This window comes from Streptomyces sp. NBC_01478 (genome assembly GCF_036227225.1).
Classification (GTDB): domain Bacteria; phylum Actinomycetota; class Actinomycetes; order Streptomycetales; family Streptomycetaceae; genus Streptomyces.
Genome location: NZ_CP109444.1, coordinates 644,083 through 667,752 on the forward strand (window position 1 = coordinate 644,083; position 23,670 = coordinate 667,752).

Consider the following 23,670-nt stretch of genomic DNA (forward strand, 5'->3'; position numbering starts at 1 on the left):
GCCGTCAGCCGGAACTCCACTTCTGATTGCCCCCGCCGGTACAGCTCCACAACTGCAGCACCGTGCCGTTGCCGGTCCCCGCGTCGGTGACGTCGACACACTTGTCCGCCTGGACGTTGACCAGATCGTGCGCGGCGTTGAGCCGGAACTGCTGGGCCCCGGTGCCGTTGCAGGCGACAAGCTTGATCCACGCGCCGTCCGTCCGTGAACCGCCGTCGACATCCATGCACTTGCCCAGGGCGCGGACCGTTCCGTCCGACGTGAACGTCCACTTCTGCCGGGCGGCGCCCGTGCAGTCCCAGATCTGCAGGCGGGTGTTGTCCGCCGAGCTGCCTCCGGTCACGTCGACACAGCGGCCGGAGGCGTTACCCCGGATCAGTACGCCCTTGGCGGCGTTGGTGGAATCGGCGGCCGGCGAGGAACTCCCGGACGGCGCCCCGCCGTTCTTGGTGTCGCCCTTCGTCGTGGCGGTGGCCTCGCCGATCGCCGGTAAACCGGTCTTTTGGGTCGGCTGCCCACTCGACTGCCGGGTGGAATCGGCTTCGAGTGCGGAGGATTCACCCGACGGCGAGGCGGAGCCGGACGCGTCGGTCACGTCCCCCTGCCGTTCGCTCCCCCGCACGGTGTCCGATCCGGTGCCGGCCGCTGAACGTCCGTTGCCGTCATCGCCGTCCATGAGGAACAGGGAGCCGGTCAACAGGACACCGGCGGCAGCGGCGGCGATCAGTATCGCGCGGCGCCGTGCGGGTCGGAGCGCGAGCCCGCTCGGAGCAACCGTGATGTCGGCGCGACGGTCGGTCACGTCCCCGGCGAGAGCATCGATACGACCGCCTGACGTCTCGTTGTCCGGCGCGCGCTCGGTGAAGGCCGCGAACTCGGCCGCCACCGCGGACATGGGCGGCGGGAGCACGGACCCCGGGTCGGGGTCGGGTACGGCCTCGGACGCTGCAGCGGGCCCCAGCGCGGCGGCGGCCTCGGCGATCGCCGAAGGCCCCTTCGACCGGCGTGGCAGGGACCGCGACGCGGCGTCGGGCTGATCGGTCCGGGCCGTGGCGGCCTCCGCCGTCGGATCCTCGGAGGAGGCCGTCATGTCGTCCTTCCGGTACTGAGGTGGTGGATTCCTGCGCGGCCGGTACGGCGTCGACATGCCGAAGACGCCGTGGTGGCCTGCGGTGGTCCGCGATCACGTTGAGCGGGCGCCGACGATCACCGTCCTCGTGCCCGAGGCGATTCTGTCGTGCTCACGACCGCCTGCGCAAAGGGCGACACGCGGTGGTCTTCCGGCACCGGAAGCTCCCGGAGCTCAGCCCGCACTGCGCGTGCCACCAACGGGGCTGTGCACCGACAACGGCACGACGATCACGGCTGTCGGCGACCTCCTCGTGGTACGCCACCCTGTACTCCGCCGGCATCGACGCCTTCTGTGCCCCGCCCTGGAACGAGGACGTGGAGCGGGCGGCCGAGTTCGCGGGGCGGCTTCCGGCCAACGTACGGCGGCCGGGTTTCACCGCCGCCGCCGGGCTCCGGGGATCGTCAGCTTCCGATGCTCCTTCAAGGAGTGCGGGAAACCGGCGCCCTCCCTCGGCATGTTGACGGCCAGAAGGGGACCGGTGCGCGGGGTGCTCAACCCCCTGCCCGCCATCCGCGGTGCGTCACTCGGCAAGCCGGGCGGCCTTCCAGGCGCGGTAATGGCGGGTGGGGTCGTCGGTGAAGGAGGTGTGGCGTGGGGTCCAGCCAAGGAGACGGTGAGCCTTGGCGCTGGTGACCAACTCGTCCTGGTCGGCGGCCAGTTGCATCATGCCGCCCGCCTCCGCGCTCTCCAGGGCCATCTCGCCGGTGTGGCCGGCGGCCCGTACGGCGGTGCGCTGCATGTCCAGGGCGGTCAGCCGCTGATCGTCGGCGATGACGAAGGTCTCCCCGTCCACGGCGGCCGGGTTGTCGAGGATGCGGACGTAGGCGTCGGCGAGGTCGTCGACGTGGACCCAGCTCCAGCGCTTGGCGGTGTCGCCGTAGAAGACGGGGCTGCCCGCCTCGGCGGCGGCGAACCACTGGGCGGTCATGGAGGTGCTCGCGGGGCCGCCGTACATGAACCCGGGACGGACCACGGTGTGGGCGAGGCCCGAGGCGGCCAACTCCCGTTCCAGCGCGAAGCGGAAGCCGATGGGGCTCTCGGGGTTTCCGGGGGTGTTCTCGTCCATGAGGGGCAGGCCGGTGCGGCCGTAGGAGGAGATGCCGGTGGTGAAGACGAGGTGGCGGTGGCGGGCGTCGCGCTCCTGGGCGGCGAGCAGTTCGGCGAACAGGCGCCGGTCGCCGCCGACGGGGTCGCTCATGTCCATCAGCAGGTGGACGACCGCGTCGGTGCCGTCGAGGTGGTCGCGCCAGGTGTCCGGCTTGGTGAAGTCGCCCTCTACCAGGGTGACTTCGTCCGCGGTGAGGGCGCGGGCCGCGGGGGCGGAGGTGTCGCGCGCCAGGCCCAGGACGGTGTGTCCGGCGCGGGCGAGGGCGGCTGAGACACGGCGGCCGGCGTAGCCGGTGGCGCCGATGACGAGGATCCGCATGAGAAATGCTCCGGGTGCTGTGTCGTGCCGCGGGGCGGGCGGCGGGGTCAAGTAACGGGGTCGGATGGGGAGTTCAGGCAGGGGGTTCAGGTGGCGGGGGTGGTGGTGAAGAACCGGGCGAGCCGGTCGGCCGTCCAGGCAGGGTCGTCGGCCGCGAAGGTGTGCGCGGCCCCGGGGACGGTGTCGTGGTGCACGTCGGTCGCGGCTGCGCGGGCGCCGGCCAGCAACACGTCCTGGGGCAGGCCGTGTTCGCCGTTCAGGACGAGGACGGGCATGGTCAGACGGTCGCCGGCGCGGGCCGCCCGCCCGTCCTGGACGAGGGTGGCGTAGTGCTCGAAGCCGCCGCGCATCGCGTCGGGGCGGGTGTGGGCGCGCAGCAGGTCGGCGCGGTCTGCGGCGGTGATCCCGCCGGCGGTCATCATCGACCAGAAGCCGGACAGGTACCGCTCCTCCTTACCGGCGGTGAGCATGGCGGCCAGGTCGCTCTGGGCGTGGAAGCCGAAGTGCCATGAGCCACCGGTGGCGGGGTTCATGCGCTCCTCCAGGCCGTAGCCGGGCAGGAACGCCTCACTGAGCACCAGCCGGACCACGTCCTCGGGGTAGCTCTGAGCCCAGGCGTGGGCGGTCATCGCGCCGACGTCGGTGCCGACCACGAAAGCCCGGTCGTGGCCCAGGTGCCGCAGCAGGCGGCGGAGGTCCGCGGCCTCCTCGCGCTTGGTCCAGTGGCCGGCCGGGATCTGTGAGTCGCCGGATCCGCGCAGGTCGGGCGCGACGACCGTGAAGCCGCGTGCCGCGAGGAGGGGCAGCAGCGCCCGCCACTCGATCCAACTGAACGGCCAGCCGTGGATGAGGACTACGGCGGGGCCTGAACCGCCCACGACGTAGTGGAGTTGGACGCCACCGAAGTCGCCGACATCAGCGACGGCGTGCTCGAACCCGTCCGGTGCGGATGCTCGGGGATACATGCGATCACCTCATACTTAATTAGTTAAGCAAACATCACAGCACCACTTGCTTAACTAGTCAAATACACTGGTCGCATGGAGCCCACCGCCGCTGACACCACCCCCACCAGTGATCCGCTGACCGCCGATGAGCTACTGCTGTGGCAGAGCCTGGGACGTCTCGTCCACTCCCTGCCGCGCGCGCTGGAGCAGGACATGGCCCGCACCGGCGTGACCATGACCGAGTTCGCCGTTCTGCTGCTGCTGAGCGAGGCGCCCGACCGCCGTATGCGCATGTCCGCGCTCGCGGCGGCCTCCGGCGTCACCCCGCCGCGCGTCACTCGCATCATCGAAGGCCTGTCCCGCCACGGCCTGGTGCGTAAGGAACGCCATGGCCAGGACGCACGCGGCAGCGAAGCCGTCCTCACCGACGCCGGGCTGCGGGCCATGCACGCGGCTCAGCCCGCCCACCTCGCCAGCGCCCGGCGCCGGGTCCTCGACCACATCCCGGCCGACCTCCTGCCGGGCATGGCCGAAACCCTGGCCGTGCTCGCCGAGGGCCGGCACCGACAACAGTCCTCCGATCTCCCCCGGTGACGCATCGGCGGCTGTGGTCAGCCGCACGTCACGGTGATCGGCGCGTGCACGCTCCGCGGGGGCAGCGTGACGGTCAGGGTGCGGGTCGTGCTGTCGAAGTGGTAGGCGTGCGGGGAGAGTTGGGTCCCTCCCACGCGGACGGTGTTCGGGGCGGTGACGCCGAGGAAGGAGACGGTCCACTGCCGGTTTCGGACCTGGCCGTGGAACGTTCCGGTCGCGGGGCCGATCGTCAGAGTGTGCCGGGAGTTGGTCTCCCGGTACCGGATCTTCGTGGTGGCGGTGTGGCCGCGCCCTGCGCTGGTTCCGTCGTCCTCGTAGAGGGAGGAGGAGCCGGAGGCGCCCGCGGCGACGGTGAGCGTGACCTTGGTCAGTGGGGCCTTGTCGTTGCTCGTGACGTTGCTCGTGCGGGTCGGGATGACCGCGCCCGCTCTGACGAACACAGGCATGGTGTCGAGGCCGTCGGTGATGTTCTGGGTGGTGCCGCCCGCGTAGGTCTGCCCGGTGAAGTAGTCGGTCCACCGGCTGCCGGGCGGGAACCACACCGAGGTCGTCGCCGTGGCACCGGGTGTCGTGACGGGGGCGACCAGCAGGTCGGAGCCGTAGAAGTACTCGCTGCCCGAAGTGGCGTACGCCTGGGGCTCGTTGGGGTATTCGAGGTACATCGGGCGGGTGACCGGAACGCCGGTCGTGCTCGCCTGCTGTGCGAGTGAGTAGGTGTACGGCACCAGGTTCTCGCGGAGGTTGAGGAACTTGTCCGCGGAGGCGCGGGCCGCGGTGCCGTACTGCCAGGGCAGCCGGTCGCTGTGGTTGCTGTGCAGCCGGTCGATGGGCTGGAAGGTGCCCAGTTGGACCCAGCGCGCGTACATGTCGTCAGGGAGTTTGTGCGTGGTGCGGGTCGTGCCGTCGGCGGTGTAGGTCTCCGAACCGGTCAGGTTCGTGGTGTCGTTGTGGCCGCCGATGTCGTGGCTGATCGCCGACAGGCCGGTGGCGGCCGCTTCACCCGGTGTGTAGCCGACCTCCGCCTTCAGGGTGCCCCAGGTGGAGGAGGTGTCGCCGGTGAAGTGGACGGTGGTGCGCTTGTCGGCCCACGGTCCGGTGGGCATCGCCTGTTGGCCGCTGTAGCCGCCGGCCTGGAGGGAGCCGTAGGCGCGGGAGACGACGAATCCGCGGCCGATGGTCTTGTCGGCGTCCGTGGCGTACTGCTGGTTGATCCACGCGTCGGGAGTGACGCCGGGCAGCGAGGACTGCGAGTTGTCGCAGCACCAGTCCGGCCACCAGAAGTCGTTGCCCTGCTGGTCCATGGTCCGATGCAGGTCCATGTACGCCTTGAGCTGGTCGGGGTCGCCCCAGTCGAAGGTGTAGCAGTCCCCCGGGCCGCTGCTCGCGGCGGGGGCACAACCACCCTTGCGGAGTTTGCCCTTGGCGGTGGACTGGGCCTGGGCGAACTGCGGGTCGCCGCTGAGGATGCTCGGGTGGACGTTGAGCGTGTTGTGCAGGCCCTGGGCGGCGGACCAGTCGAAGAACCCCTTCGGATCAGGGAACTTGGACGTGTCGATCTCCCAACCGCTCCAGGTGTTGGGCGACTTGAAGTCGGTGTCGGTCACCAGGACGTCCAGGGGTACGCCCTCGGCCCGGAAGGCGGGCAGGATCGTGTTCTCGTAGTCGGCGGCGGTTCGGTCGATGTACTCCGAGTACCAGACGCCGTAAGCCCATTGAGGAAGCAGTTGGGGCGGGCCGGTGAGGGTGGCCAGGTCGGTCAGGGCCTGCTTGTAGTCGTGGCCGTAGCCGAAGACATAGCCGTCCTGGTACGGCGCGCCGCCGTGGGACGGGCGTTGGGCGACTTGGCGGGTGCCGGTGTCGTAGAGGGCCGAGGCCGTGTCGTCGAGCAGGTACCAGCCGTCCTTGTACAGCAGGCCCGGTGTGGTGGCCGGCGTGCCGTTGTCCCCGTTGAAGCCGTCGAGGCTGCGGCGGTAGCCGCCGAGCGCCGAGTGCGGTTGCGGGGGCGGGGAGTCGGCCGCGGTGACGGAGACCGTGTCGAGGTTGACGTGGCAGCTCGCGGTGTCCGGGCAGCCGACGGAGATGTCGTTGGCTCCGGCCTTGAGGATGACGGGGACCGAGGCGGTCCTCCAGGTGTCCCAGTCGCCGGTGACGGGCAGGGACAGGGTCTGCGTGGTGCCACCGGAGGACACCGCGGCCGTACGGGTCTGGTAACGGCCGTCGCTGCCGGTCGCGTTGGCGTAGCGGACCTGCAACGCGTAGGTGCCGTCCGCCGGTACGCCGGCCACGTGGGTCAACAGGCCTGCTCCCTGGTTCAGTTCGGCGACGAAGCCGCTGCCGGAGTAGCCGGCGTGGTCGGTGGCCGTGATCGCCGAGCCCGAGCCGCGGTCGGCCTCGGCCTCGCAGTTCACGCCGAACCCGCAGGCCGTGATCGCGGTCGTGGACGTCAGCGGAAAGCCGCCGTCCTGGTCGACCAGGGCGACGCTGTCGATGTTGACGTCGCCGGAGTCCGCGGCGGTCCTCGTCAGCGTGATGGTGTGGTGTCCGGCGCCGAGTTGTACCGCGCTGCCCGCCAGGCCCCAGGTGTTCCAGTTCGCGGTGACGGGCAGGCTCACCGTTCGGCTCGCTCCGCCGTCGACGGACAAGGTGAGGGTGCGTGTCGCGTTCTGGCCGTCGCCGCCGAGGGAGTTGGCGTAGCGCGCGTCGAACCGGTAGGTCCCCGACGTGGGGACGTCGACGTCGGCCGACAGGGAGTTGCCCGTCCCCTCGAAGCCGGCCAGGAATCCGGAGCCGGTGTAACCGGTGTGGTCCGAGGCGACTCCGGGCCCGCTGTGCGGCAGTTGCTCGGCCTCGCACAGGGCGCCGAGGGCGCACGTGAGCCGCTGCCACGGCGCCGCGTCGACCGGCGACCCGCCGGCCGACAGCCGCACGGAGAGGTTCTGCGCGTCGAAGGGCCCGGAACCCTCCTGGTACCGCAGGGTGAGCGCGCTGGTGCTGATGGTCAGCCAGCCGTCGGACGTGCTGGAGGTGTACGAGGTCGGCGCGAACGCGGTGCGGCCGATCGCGTTGAACGTCGCGCTGTCGGCGAACTTCCCGTCCTGCGCGTACTCGGTGCGTATGAGGGTCGGGGACAGGATCTGGAAGCGTGCGCTGCCGGACGTCACCGACGCGGTGCGGTGGTTCGTCGGTGCGTCCGCCGACGCCTCTGCGGTACCGGTCAGCATCGTCGCCGCCAGGCTGCTCACCAGGGCGATGGCGGTGAGACGTCTTCGCGGGAAGCGCGTCGCGCGTAACGCTGGTCTTCTTCTCATGGACATCATGGACAGCTCCGTCCTGAAGCGGGCCTGCGGGGCCCGTGGTGAAGGTGTGCCGGGTCCCGTTCACGCCTGGTGGAATGTGGCGCCATCCGACATCGTTGTCAAGCCCCGCCGTCGACGCCCTCGGCGCAGGCGTACCTCAGGTGCGGGGTCCACCCCGGTGCACTGCTCGGCCGTTCGGGACAGCCCGGCGGGACAGCGCTCACCTCAGCCTTGCGACGAGGTTTTCGTCAGGCTTTCCGGGCGCTCGGCGACGCGGGTCTGGAGGAGCAGGCGGGCAACGGCGGTCACGAGATCCGCACCTGGCTGATCGGGCACGCGGTGGTACGGGCACCCTTGGTGCGGACCGCGTACGAACCCGTCCCGGAATGGATCACCGGGATGGGCCTCGGCGCGACCTTCGAAGTCCGCCGACGAGGCAACCCAGGAAAGAGGGCTCTCTTCATGAGAGTTGACTTGCACGAAAGGCTCCGACCGCCTATCTTCGTGAGAGTCAACACCAACGAAGACAGCAACCTCTCCCCTCTGGAGGGTCAGATGACGGACGTCTCAGTGGTCGGCCCGGACGACGGTGAGTCGATCCAGCTCGGCCCGACCAGGATGCGGATCCTCGAAGACGGCAGCACGACCGGGCATCGCCTGGGTGTCGGGGAGATCACCCTGGCCCCGCACACCGACGGCCCGCCGCAGCACCGGCACGCCCGGCACGACGAGGGCTTCTACGTCGTGTCCGGCGCGGCCCGGTTCACCGTCGGCGAGACCGTGCACGACGCACCCGCCGGAACGCTGGTCATGATCCCGCCCGGCGCTCCGCACACGTTCGCCAACCCGACCGACGGCACCACGGTCCTGCTCAACACCTTCACCCCGGACCTGTATGTCAACTACTTCCGGGACCTGCGCGACATGATCGCCGACGGCAGCCCGCTCACCCCCGAAGCGACGATCGAGGCGATGAGCCGGTACTCCACCGAACCGGCCACCGACTTCGCCTGAACACCCGTACCCGCAAGGCAAGGAGAAGGCCATGGCAAGCACCACTCAGTACACCGTCGGCGTCGACGGAGTCGGCCCGGTCGAGGTGTCGGTGGCCGCATACGGGTCCGGGCGGCCGTTGCTGCTGCTGCACGGCGGGGCAGGACCGCAGTCGGTGACGGGGTTCGCCGAGAAGCTCGCCGCCGCTCACGACGTCCGGGTGCTGGTCCCGACCCACCCGGGCTTCGGCGGCACGGTACGACCCGAGGCACTGACCTCCGTGTCCGGCCTCGCCGCGCTCTACGACGCGCTGCTCGACCATCTGGACCTGACGGACGTGACCGTCATCGGCAATTCGATAGGCGGCTGGATCACCGCCGAGATCGCCCTGCTGAAGTCGCCGCGCGTCAGCGGCATCGTGCTGATCGACGCGGTCGGGATCGAGGTACCCGGCCACCCGGTGGCCGACTTCTTCTCCCTGACCATGGATCAGGTCTTCGAGCTCAGCTTCCACCATCCCGATCCCTTCCGTATCGACCCCACGACCCTGCCGCCCGCGGCGCAGGCCGTCGCCGCGGGCAACCGGACCGCGATCGAGGTGTACGCGGGCTCCGCCATGGCCGACGCGACCCTCGTCGAGCGGCTCGGCTCCCTGGACGTCCCCACCCTCGTGCTGTGGGGCGAGAGCGACGGGATCGTCGACGTCGACTACGGGCGTGCCTACGCCGCCGCGATCCCCACGGCCCGCTTCCGACCGCTCCCCGAGACCGGCCACTCCCCGCAGATGGAGACCCCCGACCAGGTCGTCGACGCGATACGGGACAGCGCCGACCTGGGCTTCCAGACCGTCCCCGCGCTCAGCACCGGCGGCTCCGACGGCCCGTCCGGCGCGACGAACTCCCCGTCAGCCAGCCGCAGTTGACGACCGGGGCGACATCCACGTCAAAGCCCGACGACGCCTAGCCCGACGACCGCCACGAGGGGGACTGATTCTGGCGGTCTGCTGCCTGAGCCTGCCAATGGCGGGCGGACAGAGCGACTTCGCGCCGGTACGGCGGAGACCTCGGACAGGTCGCCGCCGTACCGGTTGTTCAGGAGGTGCGTGCGACCTAGCGGCGCCCGCCCCGGCGGTCCGCGAGCCGGTGGACCGCCGCGATCAGCGTGTCCACCTCACCGTGCGTGTTGTAGAAGGCGAACGACGGCCGGACGGTGGCCTCCAGTCCGTACCGGCGCAGGATCGGCTGCGCGCAGTGGTGGCCCGAACGGACCGCGATGCCTTCCTCGTTGAGGGCGGTGCCGACCTCGGCCGGCTCGTACCCGTCCAGGACGAACGACACGATGCTCGCCTTGTTCGGGGCCGTGCCGACCAGCCGGAGCCCGGGCACACCGCGCAGGCCTTCGGTGGCGTGCTCGACCAGGGTGTGCTCGTAGGCGGCGATGTTCGGCAGGCCGACGCGCTCGACGTAGTCGATGGCCGCGGCCAGGCCCACCGCGTCGGCGATGTTGCCGGTGCCAGCCTCGAAACGGCCCGGCGGCGGCTGGAAGGTGGACTTCTCGAAGGTGACGTCGGTGATCATGTTGCCACCGCCCTCCCACGGAGGCATGTCCTCCAGGACCTCCCGCTTGCCGTAGAGCACGCCGATCCCGGTCGGGCCGAACAGCTTGTGCCCGGAGAAGACCAGGAAGTCCGCGTCCAGCGCCCTGACGTCGATCGGCAGGTGCGGGACCGACTGTGCCGCGTCGACCAGGACACGTGCCCCGGCGCGGTGCCCGATCTCGATGATCTGCTCGACCGGCACGATCGTGCCGAGCGCGTTCGACATCTGGGTGACGGCGACGAGCTTGGTCCGCTCCGACAGGAGCGCGGTGTACTCGTCGAGCAGCAACTGGCCGCTGTCGTCGACCGGGATCACCTTGATCACCGCTCCGGTCTGCTCCGCCAGCATCTGCCAGGGCACGATGTTGGCGTGGTGCTCCAGGTGGGAGAGCACGATCTCGTCGCCCGCTCGGATGTGCGCGGGACCCCAGGCCTTGGCGACCAGGTTGATCGCCTCGGTGGTGCCCCGGACGAACACGATCTCCTCGGCGGAGCCCGCCCCGATGAACCGCGCGACGGTCTTCCGGGCGCCCTCGTAGGCGTCCGTCGCCCGCGCCGCCAACTCGTGTGCCGCCCGGTGGATGTTGGAGTTCTCCCGCGAGTAGAACTCCACCAGCCGGTCGATCACCGCCTGCGGTTTCTGCGTGGTCGCGGCGTTGTCCAGCCAGATCAGCGGACGCCCGTTCACCAGCTCGGACAGGATCGGGAAGTCCCGCCGGACCGCCTGCACGTCGAAGGCCGGGTGCTGGTCGAGCGGCAGTCCCGACGGCGCACCGGACCCGTCCGGTTCCTCGACGAAGTAGTACGGCGCGTTCGTCGCCGTCGGTGCCGCCATCTCGGGCAGGGGCGGCAGCCCGAGGTGTCCGAAGCCGGGGAGCTCCGGGGCCTGGGCGGGGTACCCGGGTGCCTCGGTGAGGAAGTAGTACGGCCCGGGGTCCGGAAAGTGGGCAGGTGCGCCCGACGACGGGACGGGCGGTGGCCCCGGGGCCACCGGCGGGGCCGATGCCTCCGAGGTGGGTCCGGCGCCGCCGGGCGCAGCACCCACCGCGCCGGGCGCACCCCCCGCATAAGGGCCGGCCATGAACGTGGCGGGGGCGCTGGTCGGTGGCGGCCCGGACGGCGGGCTCATTCCGGCGGTCGGCGCCGGGGGCGGCGGGTCCATGGAGGGAATGCCCGTGGGGACCGGCGGAAGCGGGTCCACGGCCGGGCTGCCGGTGAACACCGCGGCAGCGGATTCCGCAGCAGGCAGGCCAGTTGGCACCGCAGGTGCGAAATCCGCCGACGGCACACCGGCCGGCTGGGCAGGGAGCGGGCCGGGGGCCGGCGGACCGGTCGGCACAGCGGGGGCGGACTGCGCGGCCGACGGCCCCGGAGGCGTCGTAGGAGAGGAATCCGCGCGCGGCAGGCCGGTGGGCGTCGGCCGTTCCGGCCGGCCGTCGAAGGCCGGAGTCGGAGCCTCCGCCTCCGCCGACTGCCCGGGGAGTGCTCGGAAGAACTCCCCGGCCATCCGGCTCAGCGTCTCCTCGTCCGGCAGCCATGACGGGGCGGCTTCGTTACCGGTGGGTGAGGGCGTGGTCATGGTTACCGGTAACTCGGCGCGTAGTCATGGAACTTGTCGACCTCGACGTCGTCGAGCACGGCGAGGGCGTCGTCGGTGAGGACCGCGAGCGAGCAGTACAGGGAGATCAGGTAGGAGGCGATGGCGCTGCGGTCGATCTGCATGAAGCGCACCGACAGGCCCATCCCCTGCTCGCCCGAGAGGCCGGGCTGGAACAGTCCGACCACGCCCTGGCGCGACTCGCCGGTGCGCAGCAGGATGAACTTCGTCCGGCCGTTCTCCAGCGGGACCTTGTCCGACGGGACGATCGGCAGACCGCGCCAGGTCAGGAACTGCGAGCCGAACATGCTCACCGTGGCCGGCGGTACGCCTCGCCGGGTGCACTCCCTGCCGAACGCGGCGATCCCCTCGGGGTGGGTGAGGAAGAAGGCCGGCTGCTTCCACACCTTCGTGATGAGGGCGTCCAGGTCGTCCGGCGTCGGCGGCCCCGTCATCGTGGAGATCCGCTGGGTGTCCGCCGCGCTGGCCAGCATCCCGTACTCGGGGCTGTTGATCAGCTCGCCCTCCTGATGCTCCTTCACCGCCTCGATGGTCAGCCGCAGTTGCTGTGCGGTCTGGTTGTGCGGGCTGGAGTAGAGGTCGGAGATGCGGGTGTGCAGGTCCAGGACCGTCTGGACGGCCTTGAGCCGGTACTCCCGGGGCTCCCGCTCGTAGTCGACGAAGGTGTCCGGCAGCGGGGACTCGTCGTAGTTGTCGCACTCGATGCGCACCGACTCGGGGTGAACAACCTTGTTCACCCGGTAGATGCCTGCCTCGACCGGGACCCAGGACATCAGATGCACCAGCCAGCGAGGCGTGATGGAGCTCATCTGAGGAACGGTCTTGGTGGCGTTCGCGAGGGTTCGCGCCGCGCTGTCGCTCACCGACATCGAGCGCGACGGCGGATTCACAGCCGTGGTCATGCGACATCTCCTTTCCGCGCCCGGAGGCCGGGCACGCGTGACGGGGTGAGATCGCCGACGAGAATGTGTGCGGCCGAGATCTCTCGCCCCCACTATCGATTCACCGTCGCAGTAGGTCCGGTAATGGTCCAATGCGTGTTTTCGAGGCTGTCATCCATGCGGTCTATGATTCACAAATGATCGACTTGAGTCGGTTGCGTGTCCTGGTCGCCGTCGCCCGTGAGGGTTCGATCACGGCTGCCGCCGAGGCGCTGCACTACGCGCAGCCGTCGGTGAGCCATCAACTCGCCAAACTCGAGGCCGAGGTCGGCATGCCGCTGTTGCAGCGGATGGGGCGCGGTATCCGCCTCACCGAGGCCGGCCGGCTGCTCGTGGACCGTGCCGAGTCGATCCTCGCGCAGGTCGAGTCGGTGCACGCCGAACTGGACGAACTGGCCGGGCTGCGCACCGGCCGGGTCCGGCTGGCCGCCTTTCCCTCGGCGCTGGCCACTCTGGTGCCGCTCGCCGCCGCGCTCGTCTCCGACCGGTACCCCGGTATCGAGATGACCTTGCGGGAGGCCGAGCCACCGGACGCGCTGGGCGCCCTGCGCAACAACGACGTCGACGTGGCGCTGATCTTCGAGCACGGCGATCCGCCCCAGCGCGATCGCCGCGACACCACCATGACGCCGCTGCTCGACGAGCCGCTGTACGTGGTCACACCGGCGGACCGCGCCTGGCACGGCCCCCCGACCGATCTGGCCACCTATGCCGACACCCGCTGGATCGCCGGCTGCGAGCGCTGCCGCGAGCATCTCGTCGCGGCCTGCGGCCGGGCCGGCTTCTCGCCGATCGTCGAGTTCGAGACCGATGACTACGTCGCCGTGCAGGCGCTGGTGGCGGCCGGACTCGGCGTGAGCCTGCTGCCCGGCCTCACCCTCCTCGCCAACAGACACCCCGGTGTACGGCTCCACCGCATCGCCGGCATGCGCAGACAGGTCGTGGCCGCGGTCCACGGCAAGCCGCCGGCGTCCCAACCCGCACAGGTGCTCCTCGACGCACTCGCCGCGACCGTCTCCGAACCGGAGTGGCCGTCCTGACGGCACCGTCTCCGGTTCTCACCGTTCTTGCGGGCTCCGGTCGTCCCGGCGATTCCCTGCGGTCGGAATCGCGGCTGCGGAGGGTCGGGGTACGGAGGCGGCCCGGCGCAACCTCGACAGCACCAGGGCCACCGTGAGCAGGCCCGCACAGACGCAGGAGGCCAGCGCGTAGGCGACCCTCACCGATGTTGAACACGAAGGCGTCCGGCACCGGTACGGCGTCGATCCAGCCGCCGTCCTCGCGCTGGACCTGGAGTCCGCCCACCTCGTCCTGCTGCAACAGCGGGAGATACCCGTAGTCCTTGTGCGCGCCCACTCCCTGGTCGGCGTCCTCGGCGGGGCGCGGCGGACAGTGCACGATCTTCACGTGCACGGCCGCCTCGTCGTCGAACCACTCGTCGAAGTAGCGCTCGTCCTGGCCGAGCGCGGCGGCGAGGGCGCGCAGGACCTCGCGGCTCACCCGCAGTGCCTCCGCCTGCCAGCGCAGCACTGTGTCCCTCAACTCCGCGAGTGCGGAGGGCCATTGGTTGGGGCCGACGAGCCGGAGGCAGTCGGGATCCTCCGGTCCGGTGGGGATCGCCTCGCATTCCGGGCCGATGTCGATCTGTTCGCGCCAGTCGGCGCTGCCTGCCGTGTACTCGGTTCCGGTGCGTGTGTACCCGCGGAACTGGGGCGAGTTGAGGTTCTCGATCTCCAGCCTGGGTTCCACGGGAAGGGCGAAGAAGGCGCGGGCCGCGTGCAGGATCTCGTCCCGGACGGATGCGGGAACGCCGTGTCCGGTGACATAGAAGAACCCCACTTCGTGGGCCGCGGACCGGAGTTCGGCCAGGAAGGCGTCGCGGTCGGTGCCGGGATCCCGGAAGCGGGAGATGTCGACGACGGTGAGGGCGGTGGGCTGTGCCATGGGATTCCTTCGCGGCGGCAGCAGACCCGGACACGGCTCTGCGCGCGCCAACGGCCGTACGGGCACGGTCGGTTGACGAGAGAACGGTGGGAAGCGCCGAGAGCGGGCGGGGTGGGGAAAGGGCGGGACCGCGGTCGTCACACGAAGGTCAACGACAGATCTGGTCGAACTGGTCGGCGCGGCGGCTCACCCAGAACGGGTCGAGCAGCACCGTGTGTGCCTGGCCAGTGGTCTCCATGAGCGGATCAAAGCACACGCTCGAAGGTGCGTCCACGGTGCGTCCCGACGGGCGAGACGGCGACCGGGACGACCGCGCCGCCTCGGCGGGCTTCGCCGCCCGCACCGGCGAACGGCCTTGCGGACCCGCCATTGACGTACGACGAAAACGCTCCGTACGATCACGATCGGCATTGAGTGTCAGCGTCAAGCCCTGGCTCGCTGACCGGCAACCCTCCGACGCGGTGGGGTGCTCCAGGTGAAAGCCCGGCAGGGTCATCGAGGATCTCTGCAAGCGCGAGGCCCCGTGGCCGGGGTCGGAGATGTGGAGGACGGTCGTGCGACACAGCAGTGACCCGAGCGCCTTCACCACTTCCCTGACAGCCGCGACCGTGTTCTCCCGGTTCTCGCGCCGCCGCCACATCGATCTGCGGCGCTCCGCCAGTTGTCTGTGTCGCGCCTGACCGCCTTGACCACGTCCGTCTGACTTCTGTCGCGGCCCCAGGCGTATCCCCGCAGCCTCTCGCGGTCCCGTCCGCACGCACGGACCCGTTCCGCGGCCGCCCCGCACCACCCCCTCCCGTCTGATTCCCCGAATCGCACTGCCCCGTCGTCGGCGTCACGCCGAACGGGGCCGCATGCCCGCGCGCAGTCGTGAGCCCGTGGGCATCACGCGCGTAGTGACACGAGTAGGAGCACTCTCCGTGAGAGCACATCCGGACATCCGGTCCACCCGATGGGCGGCGCTGGCCGCCCTCTTGACCACCAGTGTCCTGCTGACCGCCTGCGGTTCCGGCGGGGGCGGCACGGACAGCGGCAGTGGCCCGGCGAAGTCCGGTGGCACCCTGACCTTCGCGGTGGGCTCCGACGCCGGCTGCGTGGATCCGCAGCAGGTGGGCAGCAACGACACCATCTACTCGGTACGGCAGATCGTGGACTCCCTCACCGACCAGGACCCGGCGACCGGCAAGATCGTGCCGTGGCTGGCGAAGAGCTGGGACATCAGCTCCGACGCGACGACGTTCACCTTCCACCTGCGATCGGGTGTCACCTTCAGCGACGGCTCCGAGCTGACCGCTCAGGTGGTCAAGGACAACTTCGACGCGGTGCCGAACCTCGGCGCGCTGGGGACCCTCGCCGAGGGCTATCTGAGCGGCGTCAAGAGCACCACCGTGGTCGATCCGCTCACCGTCAGGGTGACCTTCCAGCGGCCCAACGCCCAGTTCCTGCAAGCCACTTCGACGCACTCGCTGGGCATCGAGTCGTCGGCGAGCGCGAAGAGGACCCCGCAGCAGAAGTGCAGCCAGGGAGTGGTCGGCTCCGGGCCCTTCGTGCTGAAGCAGTACGTGCAGAACCAGTCGATCACGCTCGCCAAGCGCACCGGATACGCCTGGGGTTCCTCGCTGTGGCACAAGAGCGGCGAGGCCTACCTGGACCGGATCGTCTTCAAGGTCGTGCCCGAGGCGGGAGTACGGGCCGGCAGTCTCCAGTCCGGGCAGGTCGACGCGATCAGCAGCGTCGGCAAGGCCAACGAGGCGGCCCTCAAGGGCGGCCAGGTCACCCTTCAGCGTCGGGCCAACCCCGGTGTGGTGTTCGGCCTCGCGCTCAACAACTCACGACCAACCCTGAAGGACGCGCGAGTGCGCCAGGCCATCGGGTTCGCCATCGACCGGGCGCAGATCGCGACCACCGTGTTCCCGACCGGTACCCAGCCAGCGACCAGCGTCCTGGCGCACACCACACCGGACTACACGAACCTGTCCTCGGACCTGGCGACCGACGCGGCCAAGGCGAAGTCCCTGCTGGACGCGGCCGGTTGGAAGGCCGGCAGCGACGGCATCCGGACGAAGGACGGCAAGCAACTGAGCCTGACCGTCGACTGGATCCCCAACTCGGCCACCAACCAGCCCGCGTTGGAGCTGATCCAGCAGCAACTCAAAGCCGTCGGCGTCGGCCTGACGCTCAAGCAGCTCCAGGTCACGCAGCTCGCCCCGACCCTCCAGTCGGGTGACTTCGACGCGGCGTGGAGCAACATCACCCGGGCCGACCCGGACATCCTGCGCAGTTCCTTCTCCACGAAGCTGGCGAACTTCTACCGCCTCACGGCGGGCTCACTGGACACCGCGCTGACCCGTCAGGCGGCCACCACGGACGCCACGAAGCGCAAGCAACTGGTCGAGCAGGCACAGCAGTTGCTCGTGCGGAGCGCCGCCTACGTGCCGGTGGTGGAGCTCCAGACCCAGATCGGTGTGTCGAAGAAGGTGCACGGCCTGAACTTCGACGCCTCCAGCCGGATCCAACTCCATGACACCTGGATCGGCTGACCATGCGCCGCTATGTGATCAAACGGCTCGCGCAGGCGGTCGGAGTGCTGTGGGCCGCCTACACGGTGTCCTTCCTGGTCCTCGACTTCCTGCCCGGCGATCCGGTCACGGCGATGGCCGGTGCCGGCATGGACTCCGGACAGGTCGATCCGGCCCAACTCGCCGCGCTGCGACACGAGTACGGCTTCGACAAGCCGATCCTGGTGCAGTACGCCGACTATCTGGGCCGGGCGGTGCGCGGGGACTTCGGCGACTCGGTCTCCACCGGCCGGCCGGTGTCCTCGACGCTGGCCGACGCGCTGCCGCAGACCCTCCAGTTGACCGGTGCCGCGCTGCTGCTCGCGGTGGTTCTCGGCGGCGGTCTCGCGGTCCTGGCGACCTACACCTCGCTCCGGTGGCTGCGCCAACTCCTCTTGTCGCTGCCGCCGTTGGGGGTGTCTGTCCCGACGTTCTGGGTGGGGCTGCTGCTCGTCGAGTCGTTCTCGTTCCGCCTGCACTGGTTCCCGGCGTTCGACAACGACGGGCTGCGGGGCCTTGTCCTGCCGGCCGTGACCCTGGCGATCCCTACCGGTGCGCAGGTCGCCCAGGTGCTCGCCAAGAGCCTGCTCACCGCGCTGGACCAGGCCTATGTGGAGACCGCCCGGGCCAAGGGCGCGGGCCGCTGGCGGGTCCATCTGCGGCACGCCCTGCGCAACGCGTCCCTGCCCGCGCTGACCGTGGTCGGCCTGCTGGTCGGGCAGTTGATCGCCGGTTCGGTGGTCGTCGAGACGGTGTTCTCCCGTGACGGCCTGGGCCGGGTGACGGCTGCCGCGGTCACGGCCCAGGACATTCCCCTCGTGCAGGGCGTGGTGGTGTTCGGGGCGCTGATCTTCGTGGTGACGAACCTGATCGTCGACCTCGTCTATCCGCTGCTGGATCCGCGGATCGTGGTGGCCTCGGGCCGGAAGGCGGGATTCGCATGAGCCAGGGTCTGGTCGACGACTCCACCGGGGCCGCGCTCGGTCTCGCCGCCCCGCCGCCGCAGCCGGTCGACCCGGGTGGCGGCCCCGGGGCCGGGCGCCGAGTCGACCCGCGCCAGATCCTGCGGTTCCTGGTGCACCGCCCCGGTCTGCTGCTGTCGGTCCTCGTCGTCGTCCTGGTGGTACTGGCCTCGTTCTGGCCGGGACTGTTCACCTCACGCGATCCGCTCACCGGAGTGCCGTCGCAGAACTTCCGCGGCCCGAGCGGCGCGCACTGGTTCGGCACCGACGAACTGGGCCGTGACGTGTTCTCCCGGGTGGTCCACGGCGCCCAACTGTCCCTGAAGGCAACGCTGATCGCGGTGGCGGTCGCCTTCGTGGTCGGCAGTCTCATCGGCCTGGTCGCCGGGTTCGTCGGCCGCTGGGTCGACGACGTGCTGATGCGCTTCGTCGACGTCCTGCTGTCGATCCCCGCGCTGTTCCTGTCCCTGGCCCTGGTCACCGCGCTGGGCTACGGCACGGTGAAGGTGGCGGTCGCGGTCGGGATCGCCAGCGTCGCGAGCTTCGCCCGGGTGACCCGGGCGGAGGTGCTGCGGGTGCGCCAGGCGGTCTTCGTCGAGGCGTCGCGCGCGTGCGGTACCCGTTGGTACTCGGTGCTGGGCCGGCACGTCCTGCCCAACGCGGCGGGCCCGGTGATCGTCCTGGCCACCCTCGACTTCGGCGCCGCGATCCTCGCCGTGTCCGCACTGAGCTTCCTCGGCTACGGCGCCCCGCCCCCGGCGCCGGAATGGGGGACGTTGATCTCCGACGGCCGCAACTACCTGGCGAACGCCTGGTGGTTGACCGCACTGCCCGGACTGGCGATCGCGGCGACGGTGCTGGCCACCAACCGCATCGCACGGGCGCTGGACGGCGAATGGTCCAGGCAGCGATGACCGGCGAACCGACGAACTCACCTGGAACGGACGAGGACTTGAGCACGACACCGAGCACCGACCCGGTCCACCCCGAGCAAGGGGCCGCGCTGGAGATCCGCGGCCTGTCGGTGTCGTACCGCACCCGTGGCGGCATCGTGCGGGCGGTGCGGGACGTCGATCTCGATGTGCGGCCGGGCGAAGTGACCGCGGTGGTCGGCGAGTCCGGGTCCGGCAAGAGCACCACGGCCCATGCCGTCACCCGGCTCCTGGCGCCGAACGCGGCCGTCGACGGCGGCACGATCCGCTTCGGGCGGCACGAGCTCACCTCACTGTCGGAGGCCGAACTGCGCACCGTGCGCGGCGCACAGATAGGCCTGGTGCCCCAGGACCCGTCGGTGTCGCTCAACCCGGTCAAACGCGTCGGCGAACAGGTCGCCGAGGTGCTGCGCATCCACGGTCTCGCGACCCGCCGCTCCGCGCCGTCGGAGGCGATCGACATCCTGGACCGGGCGGGACTGCCCGACGCGGCCACCCGCGCACGCCAGTACCCGCACGAACTCTCCGGCGGCATGCGGCAGCGCGCCCTGATCGCCATCGCCATCGCCGCACACCCGAAACTCATCATCGCCGACGAGCCGACGAGCGCGCTCGACGTCACCGTGCAACGCGTCATCCTCGACCATCTCCAGGGCCTCACCCAGGAGTCGGGGACGGCGATCCTGCTGGTGACCCACGATCTCGGGGTCGCCGCCGACCGGGCACAGCGCCTGGTCGTCATGTCGCAGGGCCAGGTCGTCGAGGCGGGACCGACGCGGGACGTCCTCGACGACCCCCAACACGAGTACACCCGCCGCCTGTTGGCGAGCGCACCGAGCCTGGCGACCGCCCGCACCCGTACCCCGGTCGCCGCACCCACGCCCACCGGGACAGAGCCGCTCGTCGAACTCCGGGGTGCGGTCAAGGAGTTCAGGCTGCCCCGCGTGGACGGCGAATCCCGGACAGTGCGCGCGGTGGACGACGTCAGCTTCACCCTCCAGCGGGGCCAGACCCTGGCGTTGGTCGGCGAGTCCGGCTCGGGCAAGTCCACCACCGCCCGCCTGGTGCTCCGCCTCACCGACGCGAGTGCCGGACAGATCCTCTTCGACGGCACCGACGTCACCACCGCCCGGGGCGCCCAGGCGAGGCAACTGCGCCGCCGCGCCCAGCTCGTCTACCAGAACCCGTACGCCTCGCTCGACCCCCGCTTCTCCATCGACGAGGTGATCACCGAACCGCTGCGCGCCTTCAAGGTCGGCGACCGCGCCTCCCGCCTCGCCCGCGCCCGTGACCTGCTGGACCGGGTCGCGCTGCCGGCGTCGACACTGGACCGCCGTCCGGCGGAACTGTCGGGCGGGCAACGCCAACGCGTCGCGATCGCGCGTGCCCTCGCCCTCTCCCCCGACCTGGTGGTGTGCGACGAACCGGTGTCCGCGCTCGACGTATCCGTGCAGGCCCAAGTCCTCGACCTGCTCGGCGAGTTGCAGGCCGACACCGGAGTGGCCTACCTGTTCATCTCGCACGACCTGGCCGTCGTACGCCAGATCGCGCACCAGGTGGCCGTCATGCGGTCGGGCCGCATCGTCGAGACGGGTGCCCCCGAGGACCTCTTCACGCACCCCCGCCACGACTACACCCGCGAGCTGCTCGCGGCGATCCCGGGCCGCCGGGACGACCACGACCTGAGGACGCAGAGCGCATGACCATCACCTCCCTCGCCTTCCTCACTCCGGGCAACTTCGCCGACGACGACCCGTACACCGGCCTGGAGGAGACGCTCCAACTCTTCGAGTACGGCGAGCGGTTGGGCTACGACGGTGCCTGGATCAGGCAACGCCACCTCGAACACGGCGTCGGTTCGGCCGCGGTGTTCCTCGCCGCGGCCGGACAGCGCACCGAGCGCGTCGAGTTGGGGACCGCGGTCATCCCGATCGGCTACGAGAGCCCGTTCCGGCTGGCCGAGGACCTGGCCCTGGCCGACGTCCTGTCCCGGGGCCGCCTCCAGATCGGCTTCAGCACCGGCATGCCGCACGCCGAACTCCTCGGCGACCTCGTGTACGACGGCGACTGGCGCGCCTTCGACCTGTCCTACGGCCGGGTCGCCCGCGTCGTCGACAACCTGCGCGGCGACTATCTCGGCGGCCCGGGCACGGTGATCCAGTCACCGGGCAACACCCAACGCCCACGTCTGCAACCGCACAACCCGGGCCTGGTGGACCGCATCTGGTACGGCGGCGGCAGTCTGCGTTCGGCCCGCTGGGCCGGTGAGAACGGCCTCAACCTGCTGTCCGGGAACATCGTCACCGGCGAGGGCACCGACGACTTCACCACCGCCCAGGCGAACCTCCTCGCCGCATACAGGCGGGTCCGGCCCACCGCCCGCGTCGCGATAGGCCGCGTCATCGTGCCGTTGGACAGCGCCGACCGGGCCACCCGCACCCGCTACCGGGACTACGCCGCGAGCCGCCACGCCCGCACCCTGGCCCCCCAGGGCCCGAGGCGGACCCTGTTCGCCCCCGACGTGGTCGGCACGGCGGAGCAGATCCTGGAGCAACTGGCGGCGGACCCGGTGGTGCCGGCGGTGTCGGAGCTGCGCCTTGAGCTGCCGTACGAGTTCCGGCGGGAGGAGTACGAGCAGATCCTGCACGACGCGCTCCATCTGGTCGCGCCCGAACTCGGCTGGCGTCCGGCGCGGTTGGAGGCCGCGCGATGAGCGCCGTACGGCTGGAGGTCCATGACCGGGAGCCGTTCGCGGACGGTCATCGCTTCGCCGAGGGCGGGGCGTACGAGGTGCTCACCGCCACGGCCCACTACTCCGTGGACCCCGAGGCACCGGTCCTCCGCTCGATCACCGACCTGGACCTCGCACCGCACGACAGCGACGGCGTGGTGCGTTTCAGCGGGGACATCGAGATCCTGCGGCCGGTCGACGGCGGGCGCCGACGGCTGTTCTTCGACTGGGGCAACCGCGGGAACAAGCGGGCCGTCCAGTACTTCTGCGACGCCCCGCACACGAACCGGCCCCGGGCGCTCGCCGACGCCGGCAACGGCGATCTGCTGCCCGGCGACGGGCGGTTGCTGCTCGACCTCCCCGTGGCGACGCACGGCACGGAGCCCGTACGCGGCCTGACCACAGCCGAGTTCATCGTCGAGGAGCTCACCGCGTCCCTGCCGCTGTCGCGCTGGACGAGCACGAGGTCCTCCCCCGTGAGCGCGGCGGGCGAGCGGACCGCACGGCTCACCCGGCAGCGGTACCCGCACAGTTCACCCGAGGACGTGCCCGCGACGGCCTGGCGATTCGCCCGACTGCAGGGCGGGGGCCACGACTTGAGATCACAGGCCGTCGCCGTCGTGCCGAGCCGGAGCGACCTGTACGTCGACGGCGGACTGCGGCCGGGCTGGATCTACGAACTGACCTACGAGGCCGCGGCGCCGATGGCGGGGCCCGCGCCGACGGCCGGCAGGACGTTGGCGCCGAGGTTGGCGACGACGTAGTTGGTGAGGCCGTAGACGAACGGGGAGCCGGCGCGGATGGCGGCGATGCCTTCGGCGACCGCGGGGTCTGCGTAGGTGATCTCTTCCATGTATGCACCTGTATGCAGCAGCGTCACCGCCTCTCCAAGGCCTTGCGGCCTCATTTCACGAAGGTGCAACAAGAAGGCGCGACAACCGGCCGGGGTCGCCCTTACGCGGCCTTCCGCTCCTCGCCGCGCCCCCGTTGCCCGAGCACATAGCCGGCCTGGAGACGCGTCCTGGCCCCCAGCGCGTCCATGAGGTCGGCGATGCGCCGCTGGCAGGTGCGCAGGGAGATCTCCAGGCGGCGGGCGATCACCTTGTCCTCAAGGCCGTTGAGCAGCATGCGCAGAATGGCGTCGTCGATCAGGGCCGAGGTGGAGCGCGCGCTGTCGTGGTCGTAGCTGCCGTCGAAGGGCCGCGCCTCGTCCCACGCGCCGGTGAGGGTGTGCCGTAGCGCCGCGACCACGGACCGCTCGCGGACGACGCTGAGCCCCGGGCCCTCCTCGGCGGGGACCACGGCGACCTCGGCGTCGGCGACCAGCAGCCATGCCGGAGGCGAGACGGTCGTGCGCACCTGGCCCCCGTCGGCGATCAGCGTCTCGACCCGCTCGCGCACCCGTACGTCGAACCTGGCCGACTCCGGCAGCAGCACCCGGAGGAGGTCGGAACGCGTTCCCGCGCTCCGCAGCCACGCCCCGCGGTCCAGGTCCGCCGGTTCCTCCCACGGATCCTGGACGGGGAGGGAGAACAGGATCTCCCGCTTCGCCTCGACCGTGATCGTGGTGAGCACGCCCCTGGCGGCTCTCGGGTCCTCGACGCGTTGCACGTGCGGATGGTGGGGCTCGCCCGAGAAATTGGCCCGGTACAGCGGGAGCAGGCTGTGCATCTGCTGCCGCAGCCGCTCCAGTTCGTGCTGCCGCCGGCGTAGCGCCTCGTCCTGCATCGCCAGCAGTTGCAGGGAGGCGGACATCGGGTTGACGGCGACGTAGGCGTAGGTGCAGCCGTGCACCAGATGCAGGAGCCGCAGCCGGAGGAGATCGTCGATGGCCGCGGCCGCCTCTGCCTCGGAGATGCCGAGATCGCGTACGCACCGTTGGAGATCGACGTACTCGCTCCGTAAGGCGAGCGTGTACACGTCGCCTGCCGCGGTGCCCGCCTGCGGGACGTCCGGCAGGTCTGCTATGTCAGCGATGCTCATGGTTCGTCTCCCCCTC

General features: G+C 70.6%; 19 protein-coding genes, 1 pseudogene and 1 riboswitch. Of the genes and pseudogenes, 11 read left to right on the forward strand and 9 right to left on the reverse strand.

The genetic code is table 11. From position 1 onward, the window contains the following. Window positions 1-4: 4 nt before the first annotated feature. The 3 genes from OG223_RS02845 to OG223_RS02855 all read right to left on the reverse strand — a co-directional run bounded on the left by OG223_RS02845 (window position 5) and on the right by OG223_RS02855 (window position 3,523). The gene (locus OG223_RS02845; protein ID WP_329241796.1) at window positions 5-1,090 is read right to left on the reverse strand and encodes an RICIN domain-containing protein; all 1,086 of its coding nucleotides are present in this window, start codon (window positions 1,088-1,090) and stop codon (window positions 5-7) included. Between the two features lie 562 nt (window positions 1,091-1,652). After that, a complete protein-coding gene (locus tag OG223_RS02850; RefSeq protein WP_329241798.1) occupies window positions 1,653-2,558 on the reverse strand; it encodes an NAD-dependent epimerase/dehydratase family protein in 906 nt (301 codons plus the stop codon). 86 nt (window positions 2,559-2,644) lie between these two features. Next, on the reverse strand, window positions 2,645-3,523 hold the full coding sequence (locus tag OG223_RS02855) for an alpha/beta fold hydrolase (RefSeq protein ID WP_329241801.1): 879 nt from the start codon (window positions 3,521-3,523) through the stop codon (window positions 2,645-2,647). A gap of 75 nt (window positions 3,524-3,598) precedes the next feature. On the opposite strand from OG223_RS02855, the gene OG223_RS02860 reads away from it, so the two are divergent. Beyond that, window positions 3,599-4,099 carry a MarR family winged helix-turn-helix transcriptional regulator gene (locus OG223_RS02860; RefSeq protein ID WP_329241804.1) on the forward strand — a complete coding sequence of 167 codons (501 nt, stop codon included), beginning with the start codon at window positions 3,599-3,601 and terminating at the stop codon, window positions 4,097-4,099. Window positions 4,100-4,116: 17 nt separating this feature from the next. On the opposite strand, the gene OG223_RS02865 is transcribed toward OG223_RS02860, so the two are convergent. Next, window positions 4,117-7,320 (reverse strand): TIM-barrel domain-containing protein, encoded by a 3,204-nt coding sequence (locus OG223_RS02865; RefSeq protein ID WP_329265106.1) that lies wholly within the window; start codon window positions 7,318-7,320, stop codon window positions 4,117-4,119. A 630-nt stretch (window positions 7,321-7,950) separates the two neighbouring features. Here OG223_RS02865 and OG223_RS02870 point away from each other — a divergent pair. Both OG223_RS02870 and OG223_RS02875 read left to right on the forward strand, forming a co-directional pair. Beyond that, window positions 7,951-8,409, forward strand: coding sequence for a cupin domain-containing protein (locus OG223_RS02870; protein WP_329241806.1), 459 nt, complete (start codon window positions 7,951-7,953; stop codon window positions 8,407-8,409). Window positions 8,410-8,440: 31 nt separating this feature from the next. Beyond that, the gene (locus tag OG223_RS02875) at window positions 8,441-9,310 is read left to right on the forward strand and encodes an alpha/beta fold hydrolase (protein ID WP_329241809.1); all 870 of its coding nucleotides are present in this window, start codon (window positions 8,441-8,443) and stop codon (window positions 9,308-9,310) included. A gap of 187 nt (window positions 9,311-9,497) precedes the next feature. Here OG223_RS02875 and OG223_RS02880 read toward each other — a convergent pair whose 3' ends face one another. Continuing rightward, window positions 9,498-11,564: a family 2A encapsulin nanocompartment cargo protein cysteine desulfurase gene (locus OG223_RS02880; protein WP_329241812.1), complete on the reverse strand. Its 2,067-nt coding sequence runs from the start codon at window positions 11,562-11,564 to the stop codon at window positions 9,498-9,500. Between the two features lie 2 nt (window positions 11,565-11,566). Continuing rightward, the gene (locus tag OG223_RS02885; protein WP_329241814.1) at window positions 11,567-12,505 is read right to left on the reverse strand and encodes a family 2A encapsulin nanocompartment shell protein; all 939 of its coding nucleotides are present in this window, start codon (window positions 12,503-12,505) and stop codon (window positions 11,567-11,569) included. Window positions 12,506-12,681: 176 nt separating this feature from the next. Here OG223_RS02885 and OG223_RS02890 point away from each other — a divergent pair, with 176 nt between their 5' ends. Next, a complete protein-coding gene (locus OG223_RS02890; RefSeq protein WP_443073683.1) occupies window positions 12,682-13,584 on the forward strand; it encodes a LysR family transcriptional regulator in 903 nt (300 codons plus the stop codon). A 136-nt stretch (window positions 13,585-13,720) separates the two neighbouring features. Here the strand turns inward: OG223_RS02890 and OG223_RS02895 are convergent. Then, window positions 13,721-14,488, reverse strand: a pseudogene (locus OG223_RS02895) (isopenicillin N synthase family dioxygenase); the annotation flags it as partial. A gap of 406 nt (window positions 14,489-14,894) precedes the next feature. Then, window positions 14,895-15,008, forward strand: a riboswitch (SAM riboswitch). 19 nt (window positions 15,009-15,027) lie between these two features. Between OG223_RS02895 and OG223_RS02900 the strand changes: the two are divergent. From OG223_RS02900 to OG223_RS02930, 7 genes are all read left to right on the forward strand, one after another. Next, complete coding sequence (locus tag OG223_RS02900) at window positions 15,028-15,168, forward strand: putative leader peptide (protein WP_329241819.1); 141 nt, start codon at window positions 15,028-15,030, stop codon at window positions 15,166-15,168. A 240-nt stretch (window positions 15,169-15,408) separates the two neighbouring features. Next, window positions 15,409-17,028, forward strand: a complete 1,620-nt coding sequence (locus OG223_RS02905; RefSeq protein ID WP_329241820.1) for an ABC transporter substrate-binding protein — start codon at window positions 15,409-15,411, stop codon at window positions 17,026-17,028. A 2-nt stretch (window positions 17,029-17,030) separates the two neighbouring features. Then, a complete protein-coding gene (locus OG223_RS02910; RefSeq protein ID WP_329241823.1) occupies window positions 17,031-17,990 on the forward strand; it encodes an ABC transporter permease in 960 nt (319 codons plus the stop codon). Further along, window positions 17,987-18,922 carry an ABC transporter permease gene (locus OG223_RS02915; protein WP_329241826.1) on the forward strand — a complete coding sequence of 312 codons (936 nt, stop codon included), beginning with the start codon at window positions 17,987-17,989 and terminating at the stop codon, window positions 18,920-18,922. The genes OG223_RS02910 and OG223_RS02915 overlap by 4 nt, the downstream gene beginning before the upstream one ends. Continuing rightward, entirely contained in the window at window positions 18,904-20,643 is a 1,740-nt protein-coding gene (locus tag OG223_RS02920) for an ABC transporter ATP-binding protein (RefSeq protein WP_329241829.1), read from the forward strand. Before OG223_RS02915 ends, OG223_RS02920 begins: the two co-directional genes overlap by 19 nt. Further along, window positions 20,640-21,653, forward strand: coding sequence for an LLM class flavin-dependent oxidoreductase (locus OG223_RS02925; protein ID WP_329241832.1), 1,014 nt, complete (start codon window positions 20,640-20,642; stop codon window positions 21,651-21,653). Before OG223_RS02920 ends, OG223_RS02925 begins: the two co-directional genes overlap by 4 nt. Then, window positions 21,650-22,435 (forward strand): hypothetical protein, encoded by a 786-nt coding sequence (locus OG223_RS02930; protein WP_329241835.1) that lies wholly within the window; start codon window positions 21,650-21,652, stop codon window positions 22,433-22,435. The genes OG223_RS02925 and OG223_RS02930 overlap by 4 nt, the downstream gene beginning before the upstream one ends. Here the strand turns inward: OG223_RS02930 and OG223_RS02935 are convergent. Together OG223_RS02935 and OG223_RS02940 are read right to left on the reverse strand one after the other, a co-directional pair. After that, a complete protein-coding gene (locus OG223_RS02935) occupies window positions 22,357-22,524 on the reverse strand; it encodes a hydroxyethylthiazole kinase (RefSeq protein ID WP_329241837.1) in 168 nt (55 codons plus the stop codon). The genes OG223_RS02930 and OG223_RS02935 overlap by 79 nt on opposite strands. 101 nt (window positions 22,525-22,625) lie before the next feature. Further along, window positions 22,626-23,654: a LuxR family transcriptional regulator gene (locus tag OG223_RS02940; protein WP_329241838.1), complete on the reverse strand. Its 1,029-nt coding sequence runs from the start codon at window positions 23,652-23,654 to the stop codon at window positions 22,626-22,628. Window positions 23,655-23,670 lie beyond the last annotated feature (16 nt).

What these genes read in the sequence shown, in the direction of transcription:
- OG223_RS02890 (WP_443073683.1), top strand. Translation starts at nt 12,682, where the DNA reads ATGATCGACTTGAGTCGGTTGCGTGTCCTGGTCGCCGTCGCCCGTGAG.
- OG223_RS02880 (WP_329241812.1), bottom strand. Translation starts at nt 11,564, where the DNA reads ATGACCACGCCCTCACCCACCGGTAACGAAGCCGCCCCGTCATGGCTG.
- OG223_RS02915 (WP_329241826.1), top strand. Translation starts at nt 17,987, where the DNA reads ATGAGCCAGGGTCTGGTCGACGACTCCACCGGGGCCGCGCTCGGTCTC.
- OG223_RS02925 (WP_329241832.1), top strand. Translation starts at nt 20,640, where the DNA reads ATGACCATCACCTCCCTCGCCTTCCTCACTCCGGGCAACTTCGCCGAC.
- OG223_RS02910 (WP_329241823.1), top strand. Translation starts at nt 17,031, where the DNA reads ATGCGCCGCTATGTGATCAAACGGCTCGCGCAGGCGGTCGGAGTGCTG.
- OG223_RS02930 (WP_329241835.1), top strand. Translation starts at nt 21,650, where the DNA reads ATGAGCGCCGTACGGCTGGAGGTCCATGACCGGGAGCCGTTCGCGGAC.
- OG223_RS02845 (WP_329241796.1), bottom strand. Translation starts at nt 1,090, where the DNA reads ATGACGGCCTCCTCCGAGGATCCGACGGCGGAGGCCGCCACGGCCCGG.
- OG223_RS02855 (WP_329241801.1), bottom strand. Translation starts at nt 3,523, where the DNA reads ATGTATCCCCGAGCATCCGCACCGGACGGGTTCGAGCACGCCGTCGCT.
- OG223_RS02870 (WP_329241806.1), top strand. Translation starts at nt 7,951, where the DNA reads ATGACGGACGTCTCAGTGGTCGGCCCGGACGACGGTGAGTCGATCCAG.
- OG223_RS02850 (WP_329241798.1), bottom strand. Translation starts at nt 2,558, where the DNA reads ATGCGGATCCTCGTCATCGGCGCCACCGGCTACGCCGGCCGCCGTGTC.
- OG223_RS02865 (WP_329265106.1), bottom strand. Translation starts at nt 7,320, where the DNA reads ATGCTGACCGGTACCGCAGAGGCGTCGGCGGACGCACCGACGAACCAC.
- OG223_RS02875 (WP_329241809.1), top strand. Translation starts at nt 8,441, where the DNA reads ATGGCAAGCACCACTCAGTACACCGTCGGCGTCGACGGAGTCGGCCCG.
- OG223_RS02940 (WP_329241838.1), bottom strand. Translation starts at nt 23,654, where the DNA reads ATGAGCATCGCTGACATAGCAGACCTGCCGGACGTCCCGCAGGCGGGC.
- OG223_RS02900 (WP_329241819.1), top strand. Translation starts at nt 15,028, where the DNA reads ATGTGGAGGACGGTCGTGCGACACAGCAGTGACCCGAGCGCCTTCACC.
- OG223_RS02935 (WP_329241837.1), bottom strand. Translation starts at nt 22,524, where the DNA reads ATGGAAGAGATCACCTACGCAGACCCCGCGGTCGCCGAAGGCATCGCC.
- OG223_RS02920 (WP_329241829.1), top strand. Translation starts at nt 18,904, where the DNA reads ATGGTCCAGGCAGCGATGACCGGCGAACCGACGAACTCACCTGGAACG.
- OG223_RS02860 (WP_329241804.1), top strand. Translation starts at nt 3,599, where the DNA reads ATGGAGCCCACCGCCGCTGACACCACCCCCACCAGTGATCCGCTGACC.
- OG223_RS02885 (WP_329241814.1), bottom strand. Translation starts at nt 12,505, where the DNA reads ATGACCACGGCTGTGAATCCGCCGTCGCGCTCGATGTCGGTGAGCGAC.